Annotated in this window: 7 protein-coding genes; 5 read left to right on the top strand and 2 right to left on the bottom strand. The window is 46.9% G+C overall.

Annotated elements, in window-relative coordinates:
* Positions 1-98: 98 nt before the first annotated feature.
* Positions 99-10,589: a VCBS domain-containing protein gene (locus AB6E78_RS21360; RefSeq protein ID WP_372134191.1), complete on the bottom strand. Its 10,491-nt coding sequence runs from the start codon at positions 10,587-10,589 to the stop codon at positions 99-101.
* A gap of 233 nt (positions 10,590-10,822) precedes the next feature.
* Between AB6E78_RS21360 and AB6E78_RS21355 the strand changes: the two genes are divergently transcribed.
* From AB6E78_RS21355 to AB6E78_RS21335, 5 genes are all read left to right on the top strand, one after another.
* Positions 10,823-11,287 carry a hypothetical protein gene (locus AB6E78_RS21355; RefSeq protein WP_017064449.1) on the top strand — a complete coding sequence of 155 codons (465 nt, stop codon included), beginning with the start codon at positions 10,823-10,825 and terminating at the stop codon, positions 11,285-11,287.
* Positions 11,288-11,386: 99 nt separating this feature from the next.
* Positions 11,387-12,829, top strand: coding sequence for a TolC family protein (locus tag AB6E78_RS21350; protein WP_372134193.1), 1,443 nt, complete (start codon positions 11,387-11,389; stop codon positions 12,827-12,829).
* Between the two features lie 11 nt (positions 12,830-12,840).
* Positions 12,841-14,580, top strand: a complete 1,740-nt coding sequence (locus AB6E78_RS21345) for an efflux RND transporter periplasmic adaptor subunit (RefSeq protein WP_372134189.1) — start codon at positions 12,841-12,843, stop codon at positions 14,578-14,580.
* Entirely contained in the window at positions 14,577-17,720 is a 3,144-nt protein-coding gene (locus tag AB6E78_RS21340; RefSeq protein WP_372134187.1) for an efflux RND transporter permease subunit, read from the top strand. The genes AB6E78_RS21345 and AB6E78_RS21340 overlap by 4 nt, the downstream gene beginning before the upstream one ends.
* Positions 17,721-17,827: 107 nt before the next feature.
* A complete protein-coding gene (locus tag AB6E78_RS21335) occupies positions 17,828-18,382 on the top strand; it encodes a cupredoxin family protein (RefSeq protein ID WP_108185394.1) in 555 nt (184 codons plus the stop codon).
* 126 nt (positions 18,383-18,508) lie between these two features.
* Here AB6E78_RS21335 and AB6E78_RS21330 read toward each other — a convergent pair whose 3' ends face one another.
* Complete coding sequence (locus AB6E78_RS21330) at positions 18,509-18,766, bottom strand: hypothetical protein (protein WP_004731488.1); 258 nt, start codon at positions 18,764-18,766, stop codon at positions 18,509-18,511.
* Positions 18,767-19,142 lie beyond the last annotated feature (376 nt).

Below are 19,142 nucleotides of genomic sequence, written 5' to 3'. Positions count from 1 at the left end.
ACAACGGTATGCTAAGAACAAAAATGCCGTTCACTCTTAAGTGAACGGCATTAGCACATGCCGTGCTCCTTTTTTTATCTAACCGAAGGGGTGATGTTCTAGTTATTTGGGTCTATGTCAGGCAGTCCGTCAACGTCATTATGATGGTGTAAAGAATCATCAATAGATGGGTTATCGGTATGGTGAGACAGCCCATCACTCATACCATCGTCAGTTTGCTCAGCCCCATAAGCACTCTCGGCATCACTGAAAATGATATCGATATCATGCGCTACTGGTACATTGTGTGACGGTGAATCTATAGACGGCGAGTCAGCATTAATACCCAGAGCGTCTAGGTAAGCATGGGCACCAGAACGCTGTTCGTGTTCGCCTATCGCTGTATGTTCTAGGTTTGCCGTCACCTCATCAAAATTAAGAGTAACTTCATCAGGGGTGCTGAAAGAGGCATCCGGTTCATCCGCTTGGCTCATGCCGGGTGCTGGAGGAGGTGGTGGAGCGATTGGCGATAAATCCATGCCAGTTAGTGTGGTTTGGTCAATGTGATGTCCGCTGTTTCCATGGACGGATTGCGAGTGCAAATGTAGGTGCACCGCGACTTGTGAGTTTTGATCGCCTCCTAGGGTTAAAACAAACGAGTCGGTTTCGTCTGTACCACTACCGTAAGAGCCTCCTGTATGTGTCTTAACGACGCCTGATGAAGTTTGTTGGTAATCGTAACTCAACTCTCCGGTTGCAGGATTGACATGCAAAGTACCAAATTGACCGTGTAATGCAGTGAGAGAGTGTCCGTGGTGATCTGATATTCCCCAGCCTGTCATTGGCGTAGGCGTTCCTTGGTGAATAATTGGAGGAATTCCGATTGAGGCATGCAGGTCCTGATTGCCTGCACTGCCGGTAATTTTTGCAGGGGCAACTAGGGTTGGCATTGGTGGAACATCGCTGTGTCCATCAATGCGCATTTCAACTTCTTGAGTTGTAATGCCCCCGTGTCCATCATCGACTAATAGAGAAAACTTATCGGTCAATTGTTCACCATTATTTAAAGCATTAACATGGCTATTGCTGTTATTAAGTGTGTAGACCCAAGTTTGTGTATTGCTATTATAGGTAACAGAACCATACTGTGGCTGATGTTGGCTATCAATACTGACAGAATGTTGATCGCTATGATCAACATCGCTGATAATAATTTGCCCAGAGGTCGCATTTGCAGCATCTTCATCAATGTTATGTGCACCTGCGATAACTTCAGAAACTGTTGGTTTATCATTAGTGCCATGCACATTGATGGTAATAATTTGTTTATCACCACCAGCGGTCGTTACTTCATATTGAACCTGCTCGACTTGCCCTGCCGCTAAGTGCTGAATATTGGCATTGGGAACCGAATAAGCCCAATCACCGGCTTTTCCAATGGTCAGATGACCGCCATAGGGATCACTGATCGCATGGGCATTACGAGTGTCGTAAAAATGATCTTCACCGGCATCAGGATCGATAACATTCAACACGCCAGTGACAAATATCGTATGTTGGGCATCACCTTGTACGTGGCGATCTTCTGTTATTTGACCGCTTTTATCTCCGGCGAAGATCGCAGCATCGCCAACTGCCGAGAGTGTTGTTGATGCACCGGTGTGGGTCACACCACCGTGGGCATCTTTGACGTCATAGCTAAAATGGACATCGCCGTTATAGTCTTTTTCTGGCGTAAAGGTAAAGGTGCCATCGCCATTAATTAATATCGAACCATGGTCGGCGTGTAGGTTCTCAATGGATAATTTGCCAATATCGTTATCATCGATATCAGTTGTGTTAGCAAGTAGCAGTGCTGGGGTGAGGACAATTTTGCTATCTTCTAAGCCATTCGCTAAACGCACTTCAGCCGAGGCAATTGGCGCATCATTGGTGCCATGAACGGTCACTGTGATATCTTTTTTAGCACTGCCATCAATAGATTCAACGGTAAAGGTTTGCTGGAAGCTTTCCCCTGCGCCTAAATGTTGGACTTTATCATTGTCAATATCGTATGACCAATGGCCCTTTGCGTTGATATTGAACCGACCACCTTCGGCGGTGGTGATGGTTTGTGCAATAAAACCGGCTTGGTCGTGATCGGGGTCAATCACGTGTAACGTGCCGCCACTGCTGAGCTGATTAGTGGTATTGCCAAAGGAAGTGTGATCTTCGTAAACATGATTATTGAGGCTGGAGTAGGGCGTTACTTCAATTTTTGCTTGGTTATCTTCACCGGTCACCTTCACCATAATGGTGAGCTTTTGACCATCATTGGTTTCGATTTCGTAGGGGAGCTCCATCGACTCGCCAGCATGTAGGCTACCAATGAGATCGTCCGCATGACGATTGGTAACAGCTTCTAATCTGAATTGATAAGTGCCATTAGGCCAAACATCAAGGTGACCAGGCTCAAACCCTTGGCCTAAATACTTCCCGCTAAAAACAAACTGAGTGTTATCACCACTATCAGGGTCAATTAGCTGAAGCTGGCCTCTATAGAATTTAAATTCACTATCCAGCGCTTGTGTTTCAGTGAGCTGAATGACATTAGAAACCAGTGTGGCTTTATCATCTGTCCCGGCAATCGTAAGCGTGGCGGTTTGTTGCGTACTTCCACCATGGCCATCTTCTACTTGATAAGTGATAGCGATTTGTTGCGACTGACCATTGGCCAAATGGTTAAATGCGGGATTGGTGGCATCAACAATTAATGTATGACCATCAGTATCTAAGGTAATGCCCGTTGGAAGTTGGCCCGACTGAGGTTGACCATCGATGGCATATTCAAGGTGACTGATGGTTAAAGCGTCGCCGTCTTTGTCTGTGGCACCTACTAGCAGATTGAGGGTGTGATGATTATCGGCCCCCTCACTGACACTGTCGGTTAAAGGCGTCACATCAGGGTTGTCGTTAACCGCAGCTAAGTTGGTGGTTGCGCCGGTGTGTGTTACACCACCGTGTGCATCTTTGACGTCATAGCTAAAGTGCACCGCGCCGTTGTAGTCTTTTTCTGGGGTAAACGTAAACGTACCATCGGCATTGTTTAGAATAGAGCCATGGTCAGCATGCAGGTTTTCAATGGTTAGTTTACCGGCGTCATTGGCATCCACATCGACGGTATTCGCTAATAGTTGCGCGGTGGTTAAGGTTTGGCGTGTATCTTCACTGCCATTTGCAAGCACCACTTCAGATGAACAGTAAGGTCTGTCGTTACTGCCGTGAATGGTGATGACAATATCGTGTGTTGTACCATCTTTTGAATGGACTGTAATCGTATCGGTTAAGCTTTGCCCTTCACCAAGTTGGTCAATTGCAGTGCCACGCGTTGTGGGTCTAGCACCTATACCTGATAGATGCCCAGCATCGGCATGGTAATGCCAGGTGCCATCGGTGAGTAAGATTAGATCGCCATAGGTGCCGTGATAGTCGTAACCATTGCTGCCTTGGCGTTCAAATCCTGACTCGCCTACATCGGGGTCTGTGATGGTCAGCTTGCCATCAGCATAGAGTGTTGTATTGCCAAGTGTGGCGATGCCTGAGTGAGCATAGTCGGGTGACATGTCGACACCCGCGCTGTTTTCGGTTATTGAACCAGTATCAACGCCAGCGATTTGGGCTTTATCGCCAACAGCCGAGAGCGTCGTTGATGCGCCAGTGTGTGTTGTACCACCATGCGCGTCTTTCACATCGTAGGTGAAGTGGACGCTGCCGTTGTAATTGTGGCTTGGAGTGAAGGTGAAGGTTCCATCGTGATTGTCTTGAATCGAGCCATGGTCAGCATGCAAATTAGCGATAGTGAGCTTACCTGCATCGTTGGCGTCTACGTCAACAGTATTAGCGATTAGCTCGGTTGCTGTGATGGTTTGAGCAAGATCTTCTTTACCGCTGTTCAGTTGCACTTCACCAGAACAATACGGACGGTCGTTATCGCCATGAACGGTGACAACAATATCGTGAGTGGTGCCATCAGCCGATTTGACGGTGACAGTATCCGTTATCGATTCACCTTGGCCGAGGTGATCAATCTTTCTACCTGTTGCGTCTTGGCCTATGGAAGCGTAGTAGCTCCAATCTCCGTTACTCTGAAGTATGACACGACCATGAGTGCCGTAATAAACGCCGGTTTGGGCATGGCTTTCACCGGAGTCTGGATCAACAATGTTCAGGTGACCATCAGTGTGTATTTCGTCGTTCCATAATTTGCCGATGTTTCCATGCATATGATCTGGTGAGCGATCATCGACGTAGCCACCAGACATTGTACCATCTGGTGCTGTATAAGTATGCCCTTCATGAACATCTCCAGTATAGACACCGCCGATAACGGCAGAATTATTAACCCCTGTAATCGTTATTGAGAGGTTTTGAGTGCTGCTCGCATTATGCTCGTCTGTGACTGTTACTGGAACAGTCAATGTCTTCGTGACACCTGATGCTAACGATTGATAGCTAGAGTGAGCAGGATCGAAGCTATAACTGCCGTCCGGATTAACCACCAAGCCATCAATCTGCGGTGCGCTGTAAGTCAAGGCCGCACCGGTATCAATATCTTGGCCAACCATTTGTCCATTTAGAACGCTTCCACCTTCAGTCACTGAGTGGGACTGAGCATTGATGGTTGGGGCATCGTTGGTACCATGAACCGTTAGCTCTATCGTGTGTGTTGTACCATCTGCTGAGCGTATAATGGCTGAATCGTGTTTAACTTCGCCTTGCGCTAAGTTCTGTATATTGCGGTTGTCGAGGGTATAGGTGTAGTGACCGTCGCGCATGAGCAGTATGTGCCCACCCAGTTTGGTGTCGTAGCCAATACCTTGATAGGTTTGTGAGCCTATATTCGGATCAAACTGTGCCTCTCCCTTATCAGGGTCTTGGATGTTTAATCTGCCGTCGTAATGCAGTTGGTAGTGGGTATCTATATAGCCGCGATCTTCAGTTACTCCCCGTAAGTCTGCATTGGCTTGTGCGTCGGTAATAATCGCGTTATCTGGAGTTGCGATAAGATCAAACTTAGCTTGAGTGCTGACGCTGCCCCCATGGCCGTCAACCACATCATAGGTGAGTCGAATCTCACCATTGAAATCTTTATCTGGCGTGAAGGTATAAGTGCCATCTTTATTATCAGTCAGGCTACCGTGTGTCGCTTGCAAATTTGTCACGTGCAATACATCGCTACTATCCACATCGCTTGCATGTGTTAGCAAGTCAGAAGCCTTGATGGTTACGGGTTGATCCTCTTTACCCGCAGGAAGCTGAGTCCACGCACTGACAATTGGTTTGTCGTTGCTGCCTTGCACATCGATAACGACTTTATGAGGGACTGTCGCTCCTGTTGAATCGGTAGCGGTGATCCAGAATGATTCAGACTGATGTTCACCAGCCGCGAGTTTATCCGCGGCACCGCCGGTTGAATTGTCTAGCTGATAGTGCCAATGACCATGCTGATCAATCGACAGCGTTCCCCATTGACCTTGGGGTTGATTGATTGCCCACGTAACGGTGTCGGACTTATCTATATCAGTCGCGATTAAGCTCCCTGTCGCATCGGGGTTTCCTGCCGTGTTCAAGCCCTGTTCGATCACCGCGCCACTTGAGGTACCTGAGATAGTAGGGCGGTCATTGGTGCCATTAATCGTCACTTTGATGGTCGACGGTGTGCCATCAACGGAAGAGACGGTAAAGGTTTCTTCGACTTTATCGCCGACGTTCAATTGATTAAACGCACTGTTGGCGGTGAATGTCCATTGGCCATTAGCACCAATGGTGAGGTTGCCGTTGGTGCCAGTAATCGAATCCGGTGTGAATGCGTTATCTGGATTATCGACATCGTTGCTGGTTAATGTTCCTGAAGTCGTTACTGCTTTGTCGGTTTCATCGATAGCAACGGTCGCACTGCTGACAGTAGCTGCGTCATTAGTGCCGTTAATCGCGACTTTAATGGTCGAAGGTGTGCCATCAACAGACGATACAGTGAAGGTTTCTTCGACTTTATCGCCGATGTTTAATTGATTAAATGCGCTGTTAGCGGTGAAGAACCAATGACCATTGGCATCAATAGTCAGGTCACCGTTGGTGCCTGAAATAGAATCCGGCGTAAACGTGTTGTCTGGGTTATCCACGTCAGTACTGGTGAGGGTTCCAGAAGTTGTTATAGCGCTGTCCGTTTCATCCACACTGACTGTTGCGGTACTGACTGTCGCTGCATCGTTAGTACCGTTAATCGTGACTTTAATGGTCGAAGGGGTGCCATCAACGGAAGTGACGGTAAAGGTTTCTTCGACTTTATCGCCGATATTCAATTGGTTAAACGCGCTGTTGGCGGTGAAGACCCAGTGACCATTAGCGTCAATAGTAAGGTCGCCATTGGTGCCGGAAATGGCATCCGGTGTGAAGGCATTATCTGGATTATCGACATCGGTACTGGTTAGCGTGCCTGATGTGGTTATTGCTTTGTCAGTTTCATCGATGGCAACGGTCGCACTGCTGACAGTAGCTGCGTCATTAGTGCCATTAATCGTCACTTTGATGGTCGAGGGTGTGCCATCAACAGACGACACCGTGAAGGTTTCTTCGACTTTATCACCAACGTTTAGTTGATTAAACGCGCTGTTGGCGGTGAAGGTCCATTGGCCATTAGCACCAATGGTGAGGTTGCCGTTGGTGCCAGTAATCGAATCCGGTGTGAATGCGTTATCTGGGTTATCGACGTCGATACTGGTTAGGGTGCCTGAGGTTGTCACCGCTTTGTCAGTCTCATCGATGGCGACGGTCGCACTGCTGACAGTAGCTTTATCATTGGTGCCATTGATCGTCACTTTTATGGTCGACGGTGTACCATCGATGGAAGAGACAGTGAAAGTCTCTTCGATCTTATCGCCAACGTTCAATTGATTAAACGCACTGTTCGCGGTGAACGCCCAATGACCATTAGCATCAATAGTCAGGTCACCGTTGGTGCCAGTAATCGAATCCGGTGTGAATGCGTTATCTGGATTATCGACGTCGATACTGGTTAGCGTGCCTGAGGTTGTTACCGCTTTGTCAGTTTCATCCACACTGACCGTTGCGGTACTGACCGTCGCTTTATCATTGGTGCCATTAATTGTCACTTTGATCGTTGACGCTGTGCCATCAATAGACGAGACAGTGAAGGTCTCTTCGACCTTGTCGCCGATATTTAACTGATTAAACGCGCTGTTGGCAGTGAATACCCAGTGGCCAGTAGCATCAATAGTCAGGTCGCCATTGGTGCCTGAAATAGAATCTGGTGTGAACGCATTATCTGGATTATCCACGTCGGTACTGGTGAGGGTGCCTGATGTCGTTACCGCTTTGTCAGTTTCATCGATGGCAATGGTCGCGCTGCTGACAGTAGCGGCGTCGTTGGTGCCGTTAATCGTGACTTTAATGGTCGAAGGTGTGCCATCAACAGACGACACAGTAAAGGTCTCTTCGACTTTATCGCCAACGTTCAATTGATTAAACGCGCTGTTGGCGGTGAAGCTCCAGTGACCATTGGCATCAATAGTCAGGTCACCGTTGGTACCTGAAATAGAATCCGGTGTGAATGCATTATCTGGATTATCCACGTCAGTACTGGTCAACGTTCCTGATGTCGTTACCGCTTTGTCAGTCTCATCGATGGCGACGGTCGCACTGCTGACAGTAGCGGCGTCGTTAGTGCCGTTAATCGTTACCTTGATGGTTGACGCTGTGCCATCAACGGAAGTGACGGTAAAGGTTTCTTCGACTTTGTCGCCGACGTTTAATTGGTTAAACGCACTGTTCGCGGTGAACGCCCAATGACCATTAGCATCGATAGTCAGGTCACCGTTGGTGCCTGAGATCGAATCCGGTGTGAATGCGTTATCTGGATTATCCACGTCGGTACTGGTCAATGTTCCTGATGTCGTTACCGCTTTGTCAGTTTCATCCACACTGACCGTTGCGGTACTGACCGTCGCTTTATCATTGGTGCCATTAATTGTCACTTTGATCGTTGACGCTGTGCCATCAATAGACGAGACAGTGAAGGTCTCTTCGACCTTATCGCCGACATTCAATTGATTAAACGCACTGTTCGCGGTGAACACCCAATGACCATTAGCATCAATAGTCAGGTCACCGTTGGTGCCTGAAATAGAATCCGGCGTAAACGCATTATCTGGATTATCAACATCGGTGCTGGTTAGGGTTCCTGAGGTAGTTACTGCTTTGTCAGTCTCATCGATGGCGACGGTCGCACTTCTGACAGTAGCGGCGTCGTTAGTACCGTTAATCGTGACCTTGATGGTCGAAGGTGTGCCATCAATAGACGATACAGTGAAGGTCTCTTCGACTTTATCGCCGACGTTTAGTTGATTAAACGCGCTGTTGGCGGTGAAGGTCCATTGGCCATTAGCACCAATGGTGAGGTTGCCGTTGGTGCCAGTAATGGAATCTGGAGTGAACGCATTATCCGGATTATCGACATCGGTGCTGGTTAATGTTCCTGAAGTCGTGACTGCTTTGTCGGTTTCATAGATGGCAACGGTCGCACTGCTGACAGTAGCTGCGTCATTAGTGCCATTTACTGTGATAGTCACTTGATGCGGCGTGCCATCAGCAGAATGAACGGTGATGGTGTCGGTAGCGGTTGCTCCTTTGCCCAATGCTTGAACGTTAGGATTTGTATTATCAAGATCGTACGTCCAAGAACCAGTATCGGTCAGATGAAGCGTACCAAACGAGCCTGCAATATCGGTACTTCCTGTGGATGAAGTAGCGAAGTGTGCCTCGCCAGTATCCACATCCGTTACCACAAGTGTGCCCGAGGTCTGAAGTTGGGACTCTTCGGTTACCACGCCGGCACTGGTTCCGCTTATCACGGCTTTATCATTGGTGCCGTTAACGGTAATTGCAATTTGATGAGGAGTGCCGTCGGCGGAGTGGATGGTTATGATGTCTGTTGTCGCAGAGCCTTGACCAAGAGCCTGTACTTTTGGGTTTTTATTATCTAGGTCGTAGCTCCAATCGCCATTCTCTTTAAGGTGTAAAGTACCCAGTGTCCCCTTGAGGTCGGAATTAGAAAAATGCGCCTCTTTTGAGTCGATATCGGTGATGTTGAGTTGGCCCGAAACCGTTAGATCTTTATCTTCAGTAACTTGGCTTGAGCCATTACTTGTCCCGATAGCGAAAAACGAACTTGGTGAATTTGCTGTACTACTCGTGATTACTGCATGGTCGTTGGTGCCATTGATCGTAACCATAACTTGATGCGCTGTACCATCAGCTGAGTGAACAGTGACGATGTCTGTCGCAGTTGAACCTTGGCCAAGTTTTTGAACTACTGGGTTATTGTTGTCTAAATTGTATGTCCACGCACCGTCTTTGGTGATGCTTAGCGTACCGAAATTGCTAGTTACTTGTGATGCCTGAAAATGATCTTCTCCAAGATCTGAATCTGTTACCGAAAGCTGCCCTTGAACTTGTGTCGTTAAATCTTCAGTTAACGTGCCTGCATCCACACCTGTGATAACGGCGTTGTCGTCGTTCCCACCAATCGTCATATCGATGGTTTGCGGTGTGCCATCTTTGGTGTGAATAGTGAAGCTTTCGTGCAATGAAGTAGCTGCGGTTAAAGCTTGAACATTAGAGAGCGAGTTATCAACTTGATACTGCCAATGTCCATCAGCATCGATAGTTAATGAACCATATTTACCTGAGATAACTTCCGGTGTAACCGCACTTTCATTTTGGTCAGGGTCTATGACATCGATTTTGCCGTTGGCATGTAACAAGCCTTGTGAATCAATATTGTGATCTTCTGTTACTACACCTGTTAAGTCTCCAGAAATATTTGGCGTGTCTTGCTTACCTGTTACCGGTACCTGAACAATGATGCTCGAGCCATTAGATAGATGTAACGCAAAATGATCAGTACCTGGTTGGTGCTGATTTAACAGGATGTATTGAGGAGAATTTGGATTCAATACGAATGTGTATTGACCATTTGCATCAACATGAAGCTCTCCGTACGTACCTTTTATGACTTCTGGCATAAAGGTGAGGGGTAAAGCGGGCGTCGTAGGCGCATTCGAATGAGTCGGCTGACCGTTACTCCCTGAGGAGATAGTCGGCATCGATACCGAAGGAATGTAATGGACTTGCGGGTGAGAAAACGTCGATAAATGATGAGAAGGAACCAAGTGAGAGCTCGAACCATGGGCGGCATGACTTGCACTTAAGGTGGAGTTTACGTCGCTGTCACTCGTCTGAGCTTCTTGGAGAGCAACCGCTGATGAGTCCGCCTTGCTATGGTCATCGGTGACATCTTTTTCGGTCACGTTATTTGCGGTTACTTGATCTGCAGCGTCGCTGGAATTGTCTATACTTTCCGCAGCAGCGTGTTTAGCCAATGATGGCAAAATCATCATGAGTGACTGAAAAAGTGGGATATTCACTTTTAGATGTGAATGCAGTCTGCGCTTCTTTTTTTGTGTTGGTTTCTTTTGTTCTAGCTTGTTACTTTTCTTATTTTTGATTTCTGTATTTTTCTTGTTTGCTTCGACGTTTTTTTTGTTAGCCATTTTTATCATCCGTGAATCGTGGTTGCACTATCTTAAGTAAAATACACAGATAGAGGTTTCGCTAGCTAATTGGATAATTTTTAAAGAAAAAACTGCAAAGTCGAAGAATTATCTCATTTTGATGAAAGAGAGGATGAATACTTTTTCAACGGTCAGGCAAATATCGGCACAATGGCATTGACCTTACCCTAAGGGTAACGTTTATAGTTGCGGTGTAAATTCAAAGGTAAGCTATGACAAACACATTCCGAAAAACTTGGATTATTGTTTTCAGCATCATTGCGATGTTGATGTCTAGCTATGCCTCAAGCTCCTCAGCCTTGATGACTGAAGTAATGATGATGGAAATGGGGTCGAGCAAGTCGGCTTGTTACCACAGCGATACTTCGGTTAATGATTCAATGGCGGGGTGTCATGTGATGAGTGAAGAAGTACACGCTGAAGACTCTAACATGAGTGCCCATGCTTTGATGGCTCAATGCGATATGTCTTCAATGAGCGAAGACGGTAGCTCGATGATGGGTAACCATTGTTCGAGTGTCGATTGCTGTGCCTCAATGTGTTCTGCAAGTCCCTATCCAATTCAGGCTGTTCAAGCCGTTGATCAACTTTCCTTTTCATTAGCTCGTTTTCAATCGGTCACGATTGGCCAGAAAGTCGCACGCGCTCAATCTTTGCTACGCCCACCTTCCGCATAAATCTATATCTAAAAATACAGCTCTATCAGTTAGATAAATCTGATAAGCCATTCTTTTTTATGCGCTAATTAGCGTTAGATATGGACATTCATTGTGAATATGAAACCAACAACCTCTGTGTTTGTCATGAACACGAGCTTAGTGGTTGCTGCTGCTTTGCCTATGGCCTTGTTTTCAAGTGCTACGCTCGCGGCTGCCACGGCGTCAGCTTCAAATGCTCAACACATTTCAACACATGACCAAGCAAGCTCGACGCAGCAACTCAATACACTGATTGAGATTGCGTTAAGCGAAGATGGAAATCGCAAACAGTACTTTGCTCAGTCTCAAGCGATGCGAGAAACGGGCATTGCCAGCTCGACCTTAATGGACCCGAAATTGAAAGTTGGATTTGGCGGTTTGCCTGTCGATAGCTTTCAATTCGACGAAGACCCGATGACTAATATATCGGTAGGGCTGATGCAGCAGTTTGAGCGTGGCGATACGCTTAACCTCCAACAGAAAAAGGCAGGCCAACAGGCAGATGCTTTAGCTTTGCAGGTGCAAGCAAGAGAATTGACGGTTGCGAATAGCATGACGCAGCTTTGGCTTGAGTTAGGTTATCAGCAAAAGGCTGAGTCGGTGATTCGTCAAAATCGTCGTTTGTTGGTTGAGCTTGAAAACTATGTACAAACCAATTACTCGATTGGTAAAAGTGAAGCGCAAGATCTGCTTAATGCTCAGCTCCAAGTGAGCAAGCTTGATGAGAAACTTCAGGCAAACCAGCAGGTTCAGCGTCGTCTAATCTCTCAGCTTTCTGAATGGTTGGGTTCTGATTGGCTAGGCTCTCAGGTTCTTGATTCTCAGGGCACACTGAATGCAACTAACCAAATCGATTGGTCGTTGTTGGAAAGCAAATTAGCGACCAATATCGATTCAACTAAGCACTACCAGCTACTGACTGACCATCCTTTGGTTAAGATCTCCGATGTCAGTATTTCCTCCAATCAAACTCAGGTTGAGTTAGCCGAGCAAGCTTATACCCCGCAGTTTGGGGTGGAAGTGATGTATGCACACCGTCAAGCCAATAACATGGCGGGTGAACCAGCTTCTGATCTGGTGAGTGCTTATCTGACAGTGGACATCCCGTTGTTTACAGGGAACCGACAAGATAAAAACTTATCGGCTGCTCAGTATCAAGTTGGTGCGGCTAAATCTCAAAAAGACACCTTACTTTCCCAAATGAACGCGCAAGTGAACGCATTGCTGGTGGACAGATCAAATCTGATCCAGCGATTAGATCGCTATCAAACGTCCTTGCTTCCTCAAACCGCAGCCCGAATCAGCGCGGTTGAGAGGGGCTATCAAAACAATACCGCTCAGTTTAACGATGTCATTTTAGCAACGACCGATGAGCTGGCGCTTAAGTTAGAGCAACAACGTTTGATCACCGATCTCAACATCGTTAACAGCAAACTGGCAGCGTTAGTCAGTGGCTTTGAATACCAAGTAAACCAACCACAACTCAACTCAAGCGCAACTAAACACACAGCCAATCAATAAGGGAATAGACAATGAGTACAGTAAAAGTAGCAACAATCGCTTTATTGGTCGGTGGTGCATTGGGTTTTGGTGTGAACTATTTTCTAATTAATCCAGCACATGACATGTCAGCAATGGCAACGAGTACAGGCGCAGATGTAAGTAAACAGGCCAAGGATGAACCTCTGTATTGGGTGGCTCCGATGGACCCAAATTATCAGCGAGACAAGCCGGGTCAGTCACCTATGGGGATGGATTTAATCCCTGTTTACGCGGATGACTCAAGTGGTGTTAAAGATGAGCCCGGTACCGTGTTCATTGATTCGTCGGTAGAAAATAATCTGGGTGTCAAAACAGCGAAAGTTAAGTTCGAAGCGCTGTCTCCTCGGATTGAAACCGTGGGTTATGTGGCGTTCGATGAAAGTACATTGTGGCAAACCAACGTGCGTGTTTCTGGTTGGGTTGAGAAGCTCTACATCAACGCAGTGGGTGAGAAGGTAAACAAAGGTGATGTGCTTTTCACACTCTATTCTCCAGAGCTTGTTAAAGCACAAGAAGAGTTGATCAGTGCTTATAAAACGGGTCGTAAAGGTTTGATCAAGGGCTCGACTGAACGCTTAATTACCTTGGGTGTTGATAAGACTCAAATCCGCGCTATTACGCGCAAAGGCAAAGCCTCACAAACCATTGAAGTCAAAGCGCCAGCCGATGGTGTCATCGCAAGTTTGAATATCCGAGAAGGTGGTTACCTTTCACCTGCACAAGCGGTGATCAGTGCTGGCCCATTAGGCGAAGTATGGGTTGATGCTGAGGTGTTTGAGCGTCAAGCGCACTGGATCTCGTCAGGCAGCAATGCGGTGATGACGCTAGATGCCATTCCCGGCAAAGAGTGGTTGGGTAATGTCGATTACGTGTACCCAATCCTTGACCCAAAAACTCGAACCTTGCGCGTTCGTTTGAAGTTCTCCAATCCAAATGGCGAGCTTAAGCCAAATATGTTTGCCAATATTGCGCTGAAACCCATCAGTGATGAAGCCGTTCTTACTATCCCAAGATCTTCGGTGATTCACTCCGGTGGTATGACTCGAGTGGTGATGTCAAAAGGTTCTGGCAAGTATCGCTCTGCTCGTATTGAGGTTGGTCGTGAAGCTGGCGAAAAAATAGAGGTGCTTCAAGGGCTAGAGCAAGGTGAGAACATTGTCACTTCTGCGCACTTCATGTTGGATTCTGAATCGAGCCAATCAGCTGATCTGTCACGCATCAATGGTGTTGAGGAAGAAGCTGAAACCGTGTGGGCAAATGGCGAAATCTCCGACGTTATGCAAGGCAGCCGCATGGTGACGATTAACCATCAGCCTGTTCCAGAATGGGATTGGCCGGGCATGGTGATGAATTTCACCTTTGCGGAAGGCTTAGACATGAGTGACGTGCAACGTGGTAAGGCGATTGATTTTGAGATGAGAAAGACAGAGTCAGGGCAGTACGAGGTTGTTGATTACAAGGTCAACAAACACAAGATCGCAGGCGAAGTTTGGGTAACGGGTGACATCACTATGTTGATGGCTGATTTTGGCATGATCACTGTAAAACATCAGCCAGTCCCAGAGTGGAATTGGAAAGCGGGTGAAATGAATTTCCAAGCCAGTGATGACCTTGATTTATCTGAGTTTGCCGAGGGTCAAACCATTCGGTTTCTAGTGGCGAAGCAAGGTTCTGATTACGTGCTCAAATCTCTCGAACCGACGAATAGCACGGGTGAGGGCGAACTATGATCAATGCAATCATTCGCTGGTCTATTAGCAACCGCTTCTTAGTGCTGGTTGCCACTGTCGCCATCGTATTTGGCGGCTTATACAGCGTTAAAAATACACCTGTCGATGCCATTCCTGATTTGTCAGATGTTCAGGTGATCATCAAAACCAGTTATCCGGGGCAAGCGCCGCAAGTGGTCGAGGATCAGGTGACTTATCCATTAACCACCGCCATGTTAGCTGTACCGGGTGCTGAAACGGTTCGTGGCTACTCGTTCTTTGGCGATTCGTATGTCTATATCATCTTCAATGATGATACTGATATGTATTGGGCGCGTTCTCGCGTGTTGGAATACTTAAGCCAAGTGGCGCCTAACTTGCCATCGAGTGCCAAGCCAACACTAGGACCAGATGCAACCGGTGTGGGCTGGGTTTACAGCTACGTGTTGCAAGATAAAACCGGTCAGCACGACTTAGCGGAACTTCGTAGTTTGCAAGATTGGTTCTTGAAGTATGAGTTGCAAACCGTAGAAGGCGTGTCTGAAGTGGCGACCGTTGGCGGCATGGTGAAGCAGTATCAAGTACAGATTGATCCTGCCAAGTTACGTGCATATGACCTGACGCTTCAGCAAGTCAACAAGGCAATCCAAGATGGTAATCAAGAAACCGGTGCATCTGTTGTCGAGATTGCCGAAGCCGAACATATGGTTCGTACGACTGGTTACCTTACAAGCATTGAAGACATTCAATCTTTGCCGTTAAAAGTGACCGACAAAGGTACACCGCTACTATTAGGTGACATTGCTGACATTAACCTCGGCCCGCAAATGCGTCGTGGTATCTCTGAGCTCAACGGTGAGGGCGAGGCGGTTGGCGGCGTTATCGTGATGCGCTTTGGTGAAAATGCCAGTGAAGTGATCGACTCAGTGAAATCCAAGCTCGCTGAACTGCAAGCTGGCTTACCTGATGGTGTCGAGATTGTCGCGACTTATGACCGCTCTACTTTGATTGATTCAGCCGTTGAAAACCTCTGGAAGAAGCTGGCTGAAGAGTTCATCGTGGTCGCCGTGGTGTGTGCGCTGTTCTTGTTCCATATCCGCTCGTCGTTGGTTATCGCATTAAGCTTACCTGTCGGTATCTTAGGCGCATTCATCGTTATGCATTGGCAGGGTATTAACGCCAACATCATGTCTCTTGGCGGGATCGCGATTGCGATTGGCGCCATGGTGGATGGTGCCATAGTGATGATCGAGAACGTTCATAAACACATTGAACGGACTCCACTTACTGACAAAAACCGTTGGCAGGTGATTGGTAAGGCAGCAGAAGAAGTTGGCGCACCGCTGTTCTTCTCTCTGATTATCATTACCTTGAGCTTTGTGCCTGTGTTCGCGTTAGAAGGCCAAGAGGGCAAGATGTTCTCGCCACTTGCCTTTACCAAGACGTATGCGATGGCGGCAGCGGCAGGTTTGGCTATCACGCTTGTGCCTGTGCTAATGGGTTACTTCATTCGCGGCAACGTGCTACCTGAACACAAAAACCCAGTAAACCGCAGCCTAGTGGCGATGTATAAACCGCTTCTGAACCTCAGCCTAAAGTATCCAAAGGTGATGATTGTTATCGCACTTGGCTTAATGGCGTCTGCTTATTACCCAACCAGTAAACTTGGCAGCGAGTTCATCCCTCCTTTGGACGAAGGAGATTTGATGTACATGCCAACCACGTATCCGGGTATTTCAATTGGTAAAGCGCGTGAGTTGTTGCAACAAACCAACAAACTCATCAAAACCATTCCAGAAGTCGAAACCACGTGGGGCAAAATTGGCCGAGCAGAGACAGCAACCGATCCTGCGCCACTGACTATGATTGAAACGGTTATTCAGCTTAAACCACGAGATGAATGGCGTGACGGCGTCACTACTGAGTCGCTACGAAAAGAGTTTGATGATCTGATTCAATTCCCCGGTTTGACTAACGCATGGGTTATGCCAATCAAGACTCGGATCGACATGTTAGCGACCGGTATTAAAACGCCAATCGGAATCAAAATAGCAGGGCCAGATCTGAGTGTTATAGAGGACATTGGCTCTCAGCTCGAACCTATCTTAAATGGTGTTAGCGGTACGGCTTCTGTGTATGCCGAACGTGTGGCTGGTGGTCGCTATGTCACGATAGACATCAAACGTCGTTCTGCTGCGCGATATGGCTTGAGCATTAAAGAAGTGCAACAGGTTATTTCGACTGCGGTTGGTGGCATGAACGTGGGCGAAACCGTTGAGGGGCTAGAGCGTTACCCAATCAATGTCCGTTACCCACAAAGCTATCGTGATTCTGTCGTTAAGCTGCAGAACCTGCCGTTAGTGACACCAAATGGAGCGCGAATTGCTTTGTCTGATGTCGCGGATATTCGCTATGAAGATGGGCCACCAATGATTAAGACGGAGAACGCGCGTCCTAATGGCTGGGTGTTCGTTGACATCGAAGGTCGCGACCTTGGTTCTTATGTGGGAGAGGCGCAAAAAGTCGTTACAGATCAAATCGTCTTGCCTGCTGGATATTCATTGGCATGGTCTGGTCAATACGAATACATGGAGCGCGCCAAAGAACGTTTAAGTGTCGTTGTGCCAATTACCATCGCCATCATCATGTTGTTGCTCTACCTCAGTTTCCGCCGTGTCGGTGAGGTTATGATGATCATGCTGACATTGCCACTCGCAATGGTTGGTGGCCTATGGCTGATGCATATCCTCAATTACAACTTCTCCATAGCCGTGGGGGTGGGCTTTATCGCCCTTGCCGGGGTAGCTGTTGAGATAGGTGTGATCATGTTGGTCTACCTAAACCAAGCATGGCACTACAAGAAGTTGGATGCGGAGCAGAACCAGCAAGCACTTCAGAGTGAAGACTTAACGGATGCGATTCGTGAGGGAGCAGGACTGCGTGTTCGCCCTGTGATGATGACAGTACTTACCGTGATCATTGGCCTCATTCCAATTATGTATGGCGAGGGAACGGGCTCAGAAGTGATGCAACGAATCGCAGCACCAATGATAGGCGGTATGGCTTCTGCGCTGTTGCTCACCCTACTAGTGTTGCCTGCAATCTTTAAGCTCTGGAAACAGCGTGAGATCACTCAGAGCCAAAACGAGACAAGTAAATAACGCACTGACTATAAAGCCCTTACTTGCGAGACAGGAGTAGGTAAGGGCGCACCACATGAATATGTGAAACTAACAAATAAATAACTGAATTAATCTAAGGAACGATCATGAAAAAGACATTTATTGCGATTGCACTGATGTTAACTACTGCAACGGCTTTTGCTGAAATGGACCATTCGAATATGGATCACTCGATGATGAAGAGTGGAGAGATGGATCATTCAAAAATGGATCACAGCATGATGAAGGATGGAAAGATGGACCATTCGATGATGAATATGGAAGGCATGTCTGAAGTGGGTATGCCTGCGACAGGCGCAAAGCCGGATAAAGTGGTTCATATTCTGCTAAGTGACGATATGAAAATCACATTTAAGAACAAGGTTGATATTGAGCCGAACGACGTGGTGCAGTTCGTTGTGATGAACACCGGCAAGATTGATCATGAATTCTCGATTGGTTCTGCTTCAGAGCAGTTAGAGCACCGTGAAATGATGAAAAATATGGGTAATCACGCTCATGACTCGGGCAGCACAGTTACAGTTAAGCCGGGCAAAGCGAAGCAATTGCTGTGGCATTTCCATGGTGATAATAACGTAGAGTTCGCGTGCAATATTCCTGGTCACGCTGAAGCGGGTATGGTGAAGTCGTTAACGCTTTAGACGTTAATCAATAGCGCTTTGTTGAATTAGAAATTCAATGAGGGCTAGAAAATTAAAGATAAGTCTTAACTTATACCTAAAGCGCTTTGCTGTGAGGGATTCGCTGAGGCTTATCTTTATTTATAGTCACTGTAGCAAGATAGAAGTTTCAAGCAGATGGTGTGCTTCGCCGCTCAGATGCGGTAGCTCTGCCATGATCTTTTTAAACTTGTCATCGATTGACTCTGCTTCATTCAGCGATCGAAAAGCCAGTACAGCCTGTTCAGGCTCGCTGTTCACATAACCTTTCAATGTATCTAGCTGAATTTTATTGGCATTTTCGACTTTTGCTAAAGCGACATTAATTGCTTCGATGTTAATTGTTAACTCATTGCTTTTAAACATTTTTATTATTTATGGGTTGTTGCTAATGCGCGCACATTAACACAACTGTTTTTTCGGATATTGACCAAGATTATTAAATTGGAACAATTTTGAAAGTCATTAAAAGCTGAACTGCAATGTGTGATTTGGATAGGTGTCAGAAATACGAAGCAATTTAAGGAGTTAATAGCTCTGGTTAGTCAATTAGCGTTGATTCGTCAATCCAAGCTTAAACAAAATAAGTTTAATCAGTATAGATTTAATGACTATGGATTTAGCAAACGGAGAAAGTTTTTGAATAGGGTATTGCTGGAAGAAAGCACGTCATGGAGCGTAAGGATAAGTTGGAGCGTGCAGCGGGAATCGAACCCGCATCATCAGCTTGGAAGGCTGAGGT

This window comes from Vibrio sp. 10N.247.310.98 (genome assembly GCF_041467395.1).
Lineage (GTDB): Bacteria > Pseudomonadota > Gammaproteobacteria > Enterobacterales > Vibrionaceae > Vibrio > Vibrio crassostreae_C.
This window is presented reverse-complemented; position numbering and strand designations above follow the sequence as displayed.